The 13,768-nt window shown below is 69.9% G+C and carries 11 protein-coding genes; 4 read left to right on the top strand and 7 right to left on the bottom strand.

The window, feature by feature from the left end; translation table 11 throughout:
- Positions 1-3: 3 nt before the first annotated feature.
- Complete coding sequence (locus tag ACFU8W_RS34070; protein WP_345510944.1) at positions 4-459, bottom strand: MarR family transcriptional regulator; 456 nt, start codon at positions 457-459, stop codon at positions 4-6.
- Between the two features lie 154 nt (positions 460-613).
- Between ACFU8W_RS34070 and ACFU8W_RS34065 the strand changes: the two genes are divergently transcribed.
- Positions 614-2,071: an MFS transporter gene (locus ACFU8W_RS34065; protein ID WP_384045587.1), complete on the top strand. Its 1,458-nt coding sequence runs from the start codon at positions 614-616 to the stop codon at positions 2,069-2,071.
- Positions 2,072-2,219: 148 nt separating this feature from the next.
- On the opposite strand, the gene ACFU8W_RS34060 is transcribed toward ACFU8W_RS34065, so the two are convergent.
- Positions 2,220-3,533, bottom strand: coding sequence for a site-2 protease family protein (locus tag ACFU8W_RS34060; RefSeq protein ID WP_384045584.1), 1,314 nt, complete (start codon positions 3,531-3,533; stop codon positions 2,220-2,222).
- A 322-nt stretch (positions 3,534-3,855) separates the two neighbouring features.
- Between ACFU8W_RS34060 and ACFU8W_RS34055 the strand changes: the two genes are divergently transcribed.
- On the top strand, positions 3,856-4,026 hold the full coding sequence (locus ACFU8W_RS34055) for a CsbD family protein (protein WP_345510948.1): 171 nt from the start codon (positions 3,856-3,858) through the stop codon (positions 4,024-4,026).
- 81 nt (positions 4,027-4,107) lie between these two features.
- On the opposite strand, the gene ACFU8W_RS34050 is transcribed toward ACFU8W_RS34055, so the two are convergent.
- The 3 genes from ACFU8W_RS34050 to ACFU8W_RS34040 form a co-directional block, all read right to left on the bottom strand.
- Positions 4,108-4,986 (bottom strand): ABC transporter substrate-binding protein, encoded by an 879-nt coding sequence (locus tag ACFU8W_RS34050; RefSeq protein ID WP_384045581.1) that lies wholly within the window; start codon positions 4,984-4,986, stop codon positions 4,108-4,110.
- 141 nt (positions 4,987-5,127) lie between these two features.
- Positions 5,128-5,883: an SDR family NAD(P)-dependent oxidoreductase gene (locus ACFU8W_RS34045; protein WP_384045578.1), complete on the bottom strand. Its 756-nt coding sequence runs from the start codon at positions 5,881-5,883 to the stop codon at positions 5,128-5,130.
- A 608-nt stretch (positions 5,884-6,491) separates the two neighbouring features.
- Complete coding sequence (locus tag ACFU8W_RS34040) at positions 6,492-10,322, bottom strand: S8 family serine peptidase (RefSeq protein ID WP_384045575.1); 3,831 nt, start codon at positions 10,320-10,322, stop codon at positions 6,492-6,494.
- A gap of 618 nt (positions 10,323-10,940) precedes the next feature.
- On the opposite strand from ACFU8W_RS34040, the gene pip reads away from it, so the two are divergent.
- Positions 10,941-11,903, top strand: coding sequence for a prolyl aminopeptidase (pip, locus tag ACFU8W_RS34035; RefSeq protein ID WP_384045572.1), 963 nt, complete (start codon positions 10,941-10,943; stop codon positions 11,901-11,903).
- 207 nt (positions 11,904-12,110) lie between these two features.
- Positions 12,111-12,491 (top strand): tetratricopeptide repeat protein, encoded by a 381-nt coding sequence (locus ACFU8W_RS34030; protein ID WP_345510953.1) that lies wholly within the window; start codon positions 12,111-12,113, stop codon positions 12,489-12,491.
- A gap of 286 nt (positions 12,492-12,777) precedes the next feature.
- On the opposite strand, the gene ACFU8W_RS34025 is transcribed toward ACFU8W_RS34030, so the two are convergent.
- Both ACFU8W_RS34025 and ACFU8W_RS34020 read right to left on the bottom strand, forming a co-directional pair.
- A complete protein-coding gene (locus ACFU8W_RS34025) occupies positions 12,778-13,185 on the bottom strand; it encodes a DUF2795 domain-containing protein (RefSeq protein ID WP_345510955.1) in 408 nt (135 codons plus the stop codon).
- Positions 13,186-13,309: 124 nt separating this feature from the next.
- On the bottom strand, positions 13,310-13,558 hold the full coding sequence (locus tag ACFU8W_RS34020) for a hypothetical protein (protein WP_384045568.1): 249 nt from the start codon (positions 13,556-13,558) through the stop codon (positions 13,310-13,312).
- Positions 13,559-13,768: the final 210 nt, after the last annotated feature.

The following is a 13,768-nucleotide window of genomic DNA, read 5'->3' as shown; positions in this document are numbered from 1 at the left end:
ATCTCACGGGCGCGGCCAGGGCCTACCGTCCAGGCGCTCGATGTCGGTGTTGAAGCGCTTGAGGTAGTCGGCGAAGGCGGCGATGTCCTCGTCGGACCAGTCGGCCATGATCTGGTCCAGGGTGTGGATGGTGCCCTCGCGCTCCTCGTCGAGACGCCGCTCGCCTTCCGCGGTGATACGGAATTTGCGTGCCATGCCGCCGTCCGGGTCCGGGATGCGCTCGACGAGCCCGGCGCGCATGGCGGCCGCGGTCTGCCGGTTCAGAGTGGACGCGTCCAGGCCGAAGGCGTCACCGAGCTGGCCGATGGACATCGGGCCCTGCACTCGGATGCGGCTGAGCAGGATGTACGCGCTGCGCTCCAGGGTGCTGCCCTGGCGCCGCCCCTTCGACTTGTGCAGGTGAAGGTAGCGGCTCTGCAGCATCTGCTCGTACTCCACCTGGCGCGTGGCCCTGCTCATCGGATCTCCTCGACGGTCCTGTGCATGCCGGACGGTGCATGCGATATCGCAATGATCCTGCCCCATGCATGATGCATTCAACGTGGTCGATACATGAGATGTGTATGATGCATATTCCATCCCAGCCTCGAATGTCGAAGTAGAGGAGTCCTTCATGGACGGCCCCCAGCCCACCTCCCGATCGGGCGGCGTCGTCGCCACGCTCGCGCTGGCCGGTACCGTCGCCGCGGTCATGCAGACCCTGGTGACACCGCTGATCGCGGATCTGCCGCAGATCCTGCACACCACGTCCTCCAACGCCACGTGGGTGATCACCGTCACGCTGCTGTCGGCCGCGGTCTGCGTCCCGGTCGCCGGCCGCCTCGGCGACCTGTTGGGTAAGCGCAAGATGCTGCTCGCCTCCTGCGTGCCGCTGCTCGCGGGCTCGGTGGTGTGCGCCCTGACCTCGTCCGTCGGCATGATGATCGTCGGGCGCGGGCTGCAGGGCATGGGCATGGGCGTGGTGCCGCTCGGCATCAGCCTGTTGCGTGACCTGCTGCCGCCCGAGAAGCTCAGCTCCTCCATCGCTCTGGTCAGCGCCTCCATGGGCATCGGCGGCGGCCTCGGCCTGCCGATCGCCGCCGCGGTCGCCGAGTACGCGAGCTGGCGGGCACTGTTCTGGGGTTCGGCCGTCCTCGCCGCGCTGATCGCCGTGATGATCTGGTCCTTCATTCCCAACGTACCGGCCGCGGCGAAGGGGCAGCGCTTCGACCTGGCCGGCGCGCTCGGCCTCGGCGTGGGCCTGGTCTGTCTGCTGCTCGCGGTCTCCAAGGGTGGGGACTGGGGCTGGGGTTCGGGCAGCACGCTCGGCCTTTTCGCCGCCGCGGTCGTGGTCCTGCTGGTCTGGGGTTTCTGGGAGCTGCGCACTCGTGACCCGCTGATCGATCTGCGCACCACCGCCCGCCCCCGGGTGCTGCTCACCAACGCCGCCTCGGTCCTGATCGGCGTCGGCATGTACGCGCAGATGCTGATCGTTCCGCAGCTGCTGCAGTTCCCCAAGGCGACCGGCTACGGCCTCGGCCAGTCGATGCTGGCGATGGGCCTCTGGATGGCACCCGCCGGCCTCGTCATGATGGTCGTCTCGCCGTTCGGCGGGAAGCTGACCAACGCGCGCGGCCCGAAGTTCACCCTCGTCTCCGGTTCCCTCGTCATCGCGGCCGGCTATGCCCTGTCGATGGCGCTGATGGGCTCGACCTGGGGCCTGCTGATCGTCACCGTCGTGATCAGCGGTGGCGTCGGTCTCGCCTACGGTGCGATGCCCGCCCTGATCATGAGTGCGGTCCCGGTGTCCGAGACGGCCGCCGCAAACGGCTTCAACACGCTGATGCGCTCGCTCGGCACCTCGATCGGCGCCGCGGTGATCGGTGTCGTCCTCTCGCAGATGACGGTCACCATGGGCGGCTTCACCTTCGCCTCCGAGGACGGTTTCCGCACCGGCCTGCTGATCGGCGGCGGCGTCGCGCTCCTGGCAGCCGCGGTGGCCGCGACCATCCCCGGCGTTGCCCCCTCCGCCGCTGCACAGGACGGTGAGGCGGAGAACGCCGTTACCGCCCAGCCCGCTGCCAAGGCCTGACACAGGCGCATCAGCGTTGTTGTCCGCTCCGGGACGTCGGTGCCGGAGCGGACGCGTGCCCACCACCGTTCAGGGCACGGCGTCGAACCATCCGTCCGGCAGCCCCGGATGCGGCCGCGCGCCGAATGGTCGAATGTGTTGAACGCCGTCACGAGCAATCCGTGCGCTCCCACCGTGAACACCAGGTCCATGAGCTGTGTGCGTCGAGCGCACGGCGCCATAGACGCAGCCGGCGCCGTCCGGTCGCCCTGGAACCCGATGGGGTGCGCGAACGTATTCGCTTCTTCGCGGGTCCGGATGCGGCAGGCCGTGCCGGAAGTCGTTCGTCGGGGGTCGGAGTAGCGTCCTCAGGGCCCGTTCTGTGCCGCTGGGCGACTCGGTGGATGTCGTGGGCGGTGACGATCCCATCGAGTCGGGCGCTGTCCGTGACCAGGATGGGCAGTCCGCCGCCCGAGCCGAGGCGGTCCAGGACCTCGGTGAGAAGTTCGTCCGGTGTTGCGAGTGTGCACTGCGACAGCGGGGTCGCCACTTCCCGTATGCGCAGCGTCTCCCGCTGCTGGGACGGCAGAGCACCGAGGTGGCGCAGCCGTATGACGCCGCTGGGACGGCCTTCGAAGTCCACCAATGGTAGGACGGTATGACTCGACTGTGGGGCCACCTCGGACAGGAAGCGGTCCACCGTCAGCCAGTCCGGACCGGTGGCGGCCGGACTGGTCATCGCCTCCCTCACGCGTATGCCCCGCAGGGTCGCGCGGAGCTCGGCCCACCGTCGTTCGGCCGCGGCGGTGAGCGCCACGAACCAGCCGATGACCATCAGCCACAATCCACCCGGCACCCCCCGCACAAAAGCCAGCCATCCGACCACGGCGAGGCCCGTGCCGATGACCTGTCCGCTGCGCCCGGCCGCCCGCCGGGCCCGGTCCTCGTCACCCGTACACCACCACAGCGCGGCCTGCAGGACTCGGCCTCCGTCCAAGGGCGCGGCAGGCAGCAGATTGAAGACACCCAGCAGCAGGTTCGTGCCGCCCAGCCAAGCCAGCACACCAGCTGGTATCCGCCAGCCCCCTGCCTCCACCCCGGCCGCGGCTCCCAGCGCGGCCCCACCGAGCACCAGGCTGGTCAGCGGCCCGCTCACGGCGACCGCGAGCGCCGCCCGTGCCGTCTCCGGCCGCTGCATCCGGGTCATTCCGCCCAGTGCCCACAACGTAATGTCCCGCACGGGAATCGCGGACCTGCGGGCCGTGAGTGCGTGCGCCACCTCATGTGCCACCAGGCTCACCAGCAACAGCAGAGCACCGATAACTCCAGCCACCGCGTACACCACCGGCGCCAGGCCCGGCGCGTACGCAGGCAGCGTGCGGCTGCCCAGACCGTACGCGAAGAGCAGCATGATCAGAGGCACGCTCCAATGCGCACGCAGCTCCAGCCCCCGCACACTCCCGATCCGGATCGAACCCTTCATTGCGATCACCTGCAGACGGAACACGAGGCACGGCCGCCGATCGGAGTCCGTCCCCTTACATGGTCCGTCAGCCGCCCCGCCGACGGGAACCACTCAACGGACCTGGATGTGGGCGTCGGCGTGAGGGGCGGCGCTCGCGGACAGTCCTGTGGCGGAGAGCGCGACGACATGCGGCTGTGCGAGGTCGGGCCGTCCCGCCGTACGCCGGACGACGTGCCCGCCCCGAACAAGCCGGTTTGCGGCACTTCGGTGGCGGAGGCAGGGTGGGAGGACAGCCCCGCATACCTCACCCCTGCCGACTCTCGGAAGGACAGGGATTCTGATGACCAAGGGCAAGGCGAAACAGGTCAAGGGCAAGATGAGGGAGACCCTTGGCAAGGCAATCGGCGACAAATCCATGCAGAGGCATGGTCTGGGCGAGCAGCTGCGAGGGAAGGCACAGGAGCTCAGCCACAAGACAGCCGACAAGTTCCGGAAGCGGACTGGCCACTGATCTCGACCACTCATCAGGCTGAGGGCTGTCAGGAAGACACGTCACCCACCAGCGCGCCGAGACACCTCCGCCCTGGCCCCCTTAGGGTGTGGCGCTTGCGGTGCGGTAGAACTCGGCTGCGGTGACACCGGCGGGGACGCTGAGTTCGGCGGCGACCGCCATGATTGCGGCGGCGCCGACGGCGAGGTCGGCTCGGCCGTCGGTGGTGAAATACGGGGCGATGAACGTCTCGTAGTGGGCTCGGGCTTCATCCGCGGTGTGTCGGCCGAGGAACGTCTGGATGTGCCGCACCGTGGTGTCGGGTTCGTTGTGGATCACCTGCAGGGCGCGCCGGTGGGCTCGTACGACGGCCTGGACCGCGGGGTCGTCCGGGTGAATGCAGGTGGGGTCGACGGCCACGCCTACGGTGGGGATCTGGAAGTGGTCGCCGACCCAGGCCAGCACCTGCCAGCCGTGCTCGGCGGCTATCGCCTCCGGCGCCATGGTGCTGCCGACCAGGGCGGCGTCGATCCTGCCGTCGTGCAGTCGACGCAGGTCCATGCCGTAGTCGCCCGGCGAGCGGACGATGGTACGGATGTCGCGGTCCGGGTCGAGGCCCGCCTGGCGCAGCACGATCCGGGCAAAGCACCCGGGCGCGGTGTGGGGGGCGTGCACCGCCAGCCGTCGGCCGGCCAGGTCGGCCAGGGAGGTCAGGCCGGGGCGGGCGAGGAACCAGAACAGCGGGCGGTGGGTGTTGACATGGAGTGCGGCCCAGGGGATACCACTGGTCAGCCGGGACAGCAGTGCCCGGCCGAGCCCGATGGTGGCGCCGCGGCGCAGCCGCTCCTCGTCCCAGGTGCAGCCGTCGCGCAGCGCGACGTGGACGCCCTCGTCGGCGTAGTAGTCCTGCTGGTCGGCGATGTAGGCGACCAGTTCCTCGTGCAGGCCCCGCCCGACGTAGGCGAGATCGATCGTGTGCATGAACGTTCTTCCCTGATCGTGTCACCGTCATGCGCCCGCGGGCGCTGCGGCCCGTGGTGCTGAGGTGACGGTGCGCGGGATGCGGATCGGCCGTCGGCCGGACCGGGACGGTGCGGCCCCGTGGGCGGAGGACAGCGGGCGTCAGTACATGGACATCCCGCCGTTGACTGCGGCCGTGGTGCCTGTCATGAAGGCGTTGTCCTCGCCGGCGTAGAAGGCGACCGCTTGGGCGACGTCGGCGGGGTGTGCCAGGCGGCCCAGGGGGGTAGCGGCCACCTGCCGCCTCTTGTGCGCATCGTCGAGCACATCCGCCATGCGGGTGTCCTCCACCGGGCCGGGCGCGACAACGTTGACCGTGATGCCCCGCGGGCCCACTTCCTGGGCGACGTACCGGGCGAACTGCTCCAGTGCGGCCTTGGCCGTGCCCAGTGCGATCATGCCCTCCCGGGGCCGACGGCTGAGGCCGGTACCGAGGTAGATGATGCGTCCCCAGCCCTGTTCGGTCATGGCGGGCAGGACGGCTTTGGTGACCGCGAACGCCGCGCGCATCTCGGCGTCGAGCTTGCCGCCCAGTTCCTCCCACGTCATGTCCTGAAACGACTTGACCGCATACGGGATGAGCGCGTTGTGCACGAGCACGTCGATGCCGCCCCATGCCGCCTGGACCTGCTCGACCATGCTCTCGATCGCCGCTGCCTCGCGCACGTCGGCCTGCACGGCCATGGCCTGGCCGCCTGCGGCCTCGATGTCGGCAACGACGTCCTCGGCTGCCTTGCTGCTGCGGAGGTAGTTGACCACCACCCGCATCCCTCGCGCGGCCAGAAGACGCGCGGTGGCCGCACCGATTCCGCTGCTGGCCCCTGTCACCAGTGCCACCCTGCCGGTTGCCTCAGTCATGCCGCTCTTCCCCCTGTCCCGACCGGCTCGATCGGAAGGTGTGGAGGGAGAAGACCTCCGCAAGGCCGACGGCGTCACGTGCCGAGAGCCGGGAGCGAGTTTCGGATTCCCTCATAAAGCCGCAGATTACGGGCAGCACTCCGGGAATCGGCGAGTGATTGCGGGAATCTCACGCTCCCGTGGGACGCCTCGAACACGGGACAGCCCTTGCCTGCCGGCTTGCCCCGGTCACGCTTGTAGTGGCCGCCCTGGAACCCGGGCGTACTCCAGTCCTGTGGAAGAGCCCGACAGCCACCCAACGGACGATCGCTCAATTCGGCTTCGGGAGGGCTCCGGAGACTCACCCGAATGAGACATCTCAATGTGTCCGGAGAACCGTCCCATGCGGGCTCGTACCATCAGCGCCTCAACGCGGCATGGGTGAACGGGGATTGGGCTCCCCCTACCGGCCCGCGGGTGCCGGCGGCTGGCCGGCGGGGGCGTGAGGTGCCCGGGCGGGGCGTCGGGCGTGGGTGGGCCGGGACGGGGCACGGCGGGTGCCAGGGTTCACACTCCCTGGCACCCGCCGCGGTTCAGCCCGGTCGGTCCGCTCTACCGTTCCCGGCGACTCATGCGGTGCCGCGCTGCAGGTAGGCGCGGTCCACCGTCTGCCGGACGGTGTTGCCGGCCTCGTCCTTCGCGGTCACACGCAGCGTCACGTACGCGTCGCCGTGCACCTGAGTCGGCCGCTCCACGGTGGCGGTGAAGCCGCTGCCCTTGCGGGCCGTGGTGGCAGTGGTCCAGGTGCGCCCGTCGTCGTAGGACGTCTCGACCTTCAGCGTCACGCCGCGCGGCGCCGCCATGCCGTCCTGCATCCGGACGTTCAGGCCGAGCGTGTGCTTGCGCTGCGAGCCCACCGCGTTCCGGGCGTCGACGGGTACGGCGTAGTCGACTTGGAGCAGCGGCAGCAGTGCCGGGCCGGCTGCGGTGTCCGAGCGGAACGTCCACGACGTGTGCGTGCCGGTACCGAAGTGCCAGTCGGCCGAGGTACGAACGGTCGTCAGGTCCAGCCGGTAGTCGGCCTTGCCCGCGGGTACCTCGAAGTTGCCCCACGCGCCCTGGTCGGACTCGGCGATCAGCTTCCCGTTCCGGTACAGCGTCGCCGCGGCCGTGTCGCTCGCCGCGGACGCCGTGACGCCGGTGCCGACGCCGCCACCGAAGGAGTCGACCTCCGCGAACGACCAGTGGCCGACGCCGGAGTCGTTGAACTCCGGAACGTACACGGACAGGGTGTCGCCGTTGCGCACCGACGGCAGGTGCCCACCACGGGGGATCGACGGACGGACCACCGCTCCGAACCAACGCTCCGTGGCGCGCTGGCCCGGCCGGTAGGTGCGCGGGTCGTCGTGCATGCCGGCCTGCAACGGGAAGTCGGGGATGTCGATGACATTGTGGTGCACGACATGCTTCCACAGCGTGTCACCGCCGGTCACGTACTCGACGCGTTCCTGTCCCACCGGAACGTGGCGCGTGTACTGGTTCCACGCGGTGTCCTGGTACGGCCGCCATCCGAACCGCTGCTCGCTCGCCCAGGACGAGGCACCGGTGCGGGTGTACGTGCTGCGGACCACCGCGCTCTCGCGCTCGGAGACGGTGTACACCAGCCGCTTGGGGACGGAGCCCTTGGACACCTGCATCACGTCGTACAGGTACGGGCTGCGGACCGTGCCGGAGAACTCCACCGTCGTGGTCCGCTCGCCGGCGCGCTTGAGCACCGCGGTGCCTTCCGCCGCGCCGGCGCGCATGGTGGGCAGAGCCATCCGGTCACCGGTTGGGCTCCACCGAGTCCAGGGGTAGAAGTCGTCCTCCACGACCAGCATCAGTGCCTTGGCCCCGGCGTCCGCCGCGGCCTGCGCGAGCGCCCGGTCGTCGGAGAAGTCCCAGCGGACGACGGCCAGCTTGCCGCGCACCTGTGCGGCGCGAAGCTCGGCGCTCGTGCCCTTGCCGGCGTCCACGGCGGTCAGTCGTGCTCCCTTGTCGCTGAAGGGCGGGGAGGTGTTCACGTAATACGGGCTGAAGCCCAGCGACGTACCGGAGACCTTCGCCCGCAGCTGCGGGGCCACCATCTGCCAGCGCGAGGAGAACTCGAAGTCGCCGTCGGTGACCGCAGCAGTGGGGCTGACGTAGATCCGCTTGGCGATGTCGAAGAACATCACGCCCTGGATCAGGCCGTTGCCGTCGATCTTCCGGTACGTCTGGTAGCTGAGCACACCGCGCTGCTCGGCAGGGCGGGGCGTGCGGATCTGCACCGGGGTGGTGTCGGCGGCGTTGAGCGTCACCGACATGTCCCTGGTGACCTTCACCTCCGGGTTGACCACCTCGCGCAACTCCTGGCCGTCGGCCGCCCTGTCCAGCGTGCCGAAGCTGAGCTGGTAGGTGCCCTCCTCCACTTCGGCGACGGCCGGCTCCATGCTCGTGTAGTTCACGAAGCCGTCGGCACCCCAGATCACCGGAGCGGCGCCCTCGATGACCTTGCCGTCGCGGTCGCGGGCGACCACGGTGAGCTTGTGCACCGGGGCGTGCACGTTCAGGGCCACAGTGGTGTGGGCGAGCACGGTGCCGTCGGCAGATGTGGCGGTGACGTAGCCGTAGTACGTGCCGCGGACGGCGTTCGCCGCGTCGGTGTGCAGCGGTACATCGGCCGTGGCGCCGGGGGCCAGCTGCACGGTGCGGGAGTCGAGGGTGACCGCGCCGTCGGCGAGGGCGCGCCCGGTGTTGGTGGCCAGGGTGGCGGCCAGGGAGAGCGTCACCGGCTTGTTGCCGGTGTTGGTGTAGCGGACGGTGGCCGTCTGGCCCCCTGCGCCGCCGGCCTCAAGGGGCGTGAGGGTGACGCTGCCGGTGGCCGTGACGGGGCCCATGGCCGTGGCCAGGTCGATGCGGCCGCCGCCCTGCTCGGTCACCTTGGTGCCGGGCACCGTGTGGGAGGTGCTGATCAGGGCGTCCTTGAGCTGCTGGGCGCCCCAGTCGGGGTGCTGCTGGGCCAGCAGCGCGGCGGCACCGGCGACATGCGGGGTCGCCATCGAAGTGCCCGACGCGGAGGTGTAGTTGGCATCGACCGGGGTGCCCATGGTGGTGCCGGACGCGCGGGCGGCGACGATGCCGACCCCGGGTGCGGTCACGTCGGGCTTGACCGCCTTGTCCCCCTGCCGCGGGCCGCGGCTGGAGAAGGGGGCGAGGGAGTCGTCACGGTCGACGGCCCCGACGGTCAGCGCGGCGTCGGCCGCTCCCGGAGAACCGACGGTGGAGGGGCCCGGGCCAGCGTTGCCCGCGGCGACCACGAAGAGCGTGTCGGTGGACGCGGTCAAGGCGTTGACGGCCTGGCTCATCGGGTCGGTGCCATCGGTTTCGGCGTCCGAACCGAGGCTCATGTTGACGACCTTGGCGTGCTCGGCGGCAGCCCACTCCATGCCGTCGATGACGGAAGACTCCGAGCCGTAGCCGTCGTCGCCCAGCACCTTGCCTATCAGCAGGTCGGCGTGGGGCGCGACACCGCGCCGGGTGCCCGACGACGCGGCGCCCGTGCCGCCGACGGTCGAGGCGACGTGCGTGCCGTGGCCGAAGTGATCGTCCGTGCTCGGGCTGCCGGAGAAGTCTTTCGCCTCCGCAATGCGACCGGCCAGGTCGGGGTGGCCCGCGTCGACACCGGTGTCCAGCACGGCCACCTTCACGCCCTGGCCCTCGTAGCCGGCCTTCCAAGCGGTGGGCGCGTTTATCTGCGCGGTGCTGCGGTCCAGCACGGCCTTCACCTTGCCGTCCAGCGAGACCCGCGGAGCCACCGCGGCACGGGCGGCGTCCGACTTTCCGCCGGGGTTCAGCGTCTTCCAGAAGCGGCCCAGGTCGTCGCCGGTGACCCGCAGCGACCGCGCGTCGAGGCTCTCCAGCCTACGGGCGGGCGTCGCGGCCGCCTTGAACGCCACCAGCCGGTCGGCAGTGGCCGCGGCGGTTTTCGCCGCCTGCGAGCTGACCCTGGCCCCGACCCGTGACGGCTCCGAGGAGACGATCAGCGGAAGCATGGAGGCGTGGGCCTCGTCGTAGCCATCGGCGATCAGGGCCGTCACGTTGAAGAGCCGACGGTCCAGTGTGCCGGCGGACACCAACGCCTCGGCGTCGAACGGCAGCACGGTCAGCGCCTTGTCGTCCCCCTCCAGCGTCCGGAAGGGGATGCGCTCGCGCCCGGGTCCGGGCCGGACCGACGCGGTGCGCCGTCCGCCGGGCAGCGATGTCACGGTCACCCGGTCACCGGTCACCAGCCGTACGGTCGCGGTCCGAGCTCCCGGCACGGCGGCGGCTCGAGTGGCGGTCCCGGTGTCAGCCGTCCGCGTCGCGGCGCCGGCCGGCAGGCCTCCGGCAACCAGCATCAATCCTGTCGATACAGCCGCCGTCAAGCGGATCCATCTCATCAGCGAAAGACCTTTCGTACAGCTGGCGGTCACAACCTGTCCGAAAGAATCGGCTGATGAAGCCGCACGTGTCACTGACCTCACGTGTCGCACCTGCGACATGTCCCAACGACGACACGCCACGCCGGCCGCCCGCCGGATGTTCGCCGTCGGCCCAACGGCCCACGGCCCACGGCCAGGGACAGCCCTCGACGAGTCGCCCCAGGGCGATCGTCTCGGGCACGGCGACAGGCATGACTGGCACCGGCCGCGGTAGCCCACGGTGCTCGAACTCGACCTGCTCGACGGCGTCCTCGACGGGGTCGGGCAGCCCGGCCGTAGCCGTCGGATCACGGGGGAGCGCTCGTGGAAGCGCCGGATGTACTCGGTCAGGTACGGCGAAAGAGGAGCGGCGGACGCGTCCGACAGCGTCCGCCGGCCCTCGCCCGCGTCGCGGCGCAGTGCCCGGCCACGGGGGGGGCGTGTACGAGACCGCTCCTTGAGGGTCACCGCCTGGCGGGCACGACCTGACGACATGAATGCCGGCTGAACGACGGCCCGTCAGCTGAGTCGCCTCGGCAGCCAGGGGAGCCCTGTACGGTCGAGGCCGACCATGTTGCCGTCACAGGAGATCACCGCATGCCTGCCGCCTTCTCCTCAACCGCGGCCCGTGACCACGGAATGTTGGACGTCGGCGACGGCAACCTCGTGTACTGGGAGGAGCGCGGGAACCCGGACGGCAAGCCGGCGCTCATCGTGCACGGTGGCCCAGGCAGCGGGAGTCCGTCCGGAACTCCCAAGGCGTTCGATCCGGAGCGTTACCGGATCATCCTGTTCGATCAGCGGGGCTGCGGACGCAGTACTCCGCATGCGAGCGATCCCGCCACAGACATGGATCTCAACACCACGGAGCACCTGCTGCGCGACATGGAGCGGTTGCGCGCGTACCTGGGAGTGGAGCGGTGGTTGGTCTTCGGCGGGTCGTGGGGGTCGGCGCTGTCGGTCGCCTACGCCGTACGTCATCCGGAACGGGTGTCGGAGATGGTGCTGCCCGCGTTTTGGACGATGGGCCGGTCGGAGGTCGACTGGCTGTACCGCGGCGGGGTCGCGCGACTCTTCCCCGAGCAGTGGGAGCGGTTCAGGCACGGCGTGCCCGAGGGTGAGCGCGGCGGTGATCTGGTCTCCGCCTATGGAAGGCTTCTGGAGCACCCTGACCCGGGCGTGCGGGCGCAGGCGGCCCTCGGCTGGGCCGCCTGGGAGGACGCCGCCCTCTCCCTGGAGCCCAACGGCAGGCCGACTCCTTACAGCGGCCGCGCGTCGGACGCGCTGGTGGCGTTCGCGCGGATATGTGCCCACTACGCTGCCAATGACGGCTGGTTGGAGAACGGCGCACTGCTGCGCGGCGCCGGTCGCCTGGCCGGAATCCCCGGTGTGATCATCCATGGCCGACATGATCTGAGCTGTCCGCTCGATGCCGCCTGGGCATTCAGCCGGGCCTGGCCGGGCTCGGAACTGCTGGTCTTCGACGACGCAGGGCACCAGGGCAGCCCCGCAATGAGCGAGCAGGTGCGCCGCCTACTGGAACGATTTGCTGGGCGATGACGGGAGAGCGCGCAGTCGAGCGGTGTAGGCGTTGGGTCCCTTATGCGTTTCCTTCCCTAGGGTGGAACCCGCGCGGGAATGATTCAAGCTTCAACGAAGTTTCCATGGTCGGGCGAGGGGCTCATCGACTCCCCGCGCCTCGGAATGCCTCAGGCGTCAGGCGTCTGAACCGCTGAACGAATGTTCGCGCAGTGAACGGAGAACGTGATGGCCGGTATACAGGGAGTGAGCTGGAGCGAGCGGCGGCAATATGCGAGCCGCCTCTTCGAGTCCCAGCGTTACCGCGCGGCCTCCCGAGTTCTCACGGACCTGGTTGCCGCGGCGCCCCGCAACCTCGACCTGCGGATGCTCCTCGCCCGTTCGTACTACTACACGGCGCAGCTCTCCCTGGCTGAGGCGGAGCTGCGTCAGGTCCTGCGTGACGAGCCCGCCCACGCCTCTGCCCACCTCGCTCTCGCCCGCGTCCTGGAGCGCCAGCATCGCTGCTCCGAGGCGGCTCCGCACATGAGGATTGCGGACACGATGACCGCACGCGATCTTCTTGCCCTCAGGCACTCCCACGGTTCATCCCCCCGACTGGCTGCGTGAGGCCCCTCCTGGCCGCCGGCCGCCGGCTGTGCGCCGCCCGGGCCGGTTGTGCGCCACTCGAAGCGCGTGGATGCACCCCGGCCGGTCGTCTCCGCCAGTGCCGTGCAGGAGCGATACTCCGGAGACGAACCGGTATCACGATCGCTGAGCTCTTCGACGCGGACCTCGAGGTCGTTGTCCAGGACGTCACTGTCACAGGGCTCCGGGCGAGGGCCGGTTTCCACCGCGGGGACGGAGACAGCACCTCTATGCGTGGACGGGCCCGCGATGCGACGATTCCACGTAGTCAGGCGTGGGGCCGGTGACCCAGCGCCCGGACGATCTGCCCCGCGTTTTTGTAGCGCTCGTCCCTGGGCAGTTCGCGCACGGCATCGACCAGAGTGTCCGGAGCATGCTCCTTCGACAAGGTCTGCACGAGTGACGCACGGTTGCCCGGGAAGGCCGTGCGATTGAGGTGGCGCGCCAGATCGGACCTCAGAGCTTCAGCCGCCTTCTCGGCACGGATCCGGTCCCTTGCCTCGCCGGGCGGGGGCACGGGGCCACCCGCGTCCACTCGCACGTCGTCGTCGGCTGCCGGCTCGGGATCGTAGGTCTCCTCGGCATGGGTGGAGTGGCCGGACCTCAGATAGCCCTGCAGTTCGTGCTTCCTCGCATCGTCCTTGTGCGGACTGACCTGGTTGCTTCCTCGCTCCATGGTGGAACACCTTCTCTGTGTGCGGTGATGCTGCCGGACGGTCAGCCGACGGACAGGGCTTCGGGCAGGTCCCCAACGGCCGGATCGGGCAGCGCCCGGCCGGGCCGGGTCTGTGGCCGCTTCCTCAACCATCGAGGCGTCGGCACACCAGCCGGCGCGCCTCGCCCCCCGCCTCTTCCGGACGGTCCCCGACGTGCTCCTGCCCGCTGCTCCGGTCCTGCGTGTACTGCTGACGGGCAGTCGAGGCCGGCGACTTCAGATCGAGGTCGCCGTGCCGTTGCTCGTGGGCGCGCAGATCGCGCTCCGCCGCCCCCTTGTGCCGGCTCGGCCCCTCGTCGTGTGGGGGCTGGGATGGCTTCGGCATCTTGGTCATGTCCTGACCTCGCTGTCCAGAGTTCGAGCTCAGGCGGCTCTCTGCACACCTTTCGAGGGTAGTCGAAATCACCCATCTGCGCGTATGAAGCCACTCAGGGCACGTTGCGCCCCTTCCCCGTCAGCTGCTGTCGGGTTGAGCCGCTGCCGCCTGGGCGGGGAGGGCCGCTTTCGCGGATGGGCCCCCTCCGGCGTTGTGGCTCTGCGATCA

This window comes from Streptomyces sp. NPDC057565 (genome assembly GCF_042801455.1).
GTDB lineage: Bacteria > Actinomycetota > Actinomycetes > Streptomycetales > Streptomycetaceae > Streptomyces > Streptomyces yanii.
The sequence above is the reverse complement of the archived record's forward strand: the minus strand, read 5'-3'. Positions and strand labels throughout refer to the sequence as shown.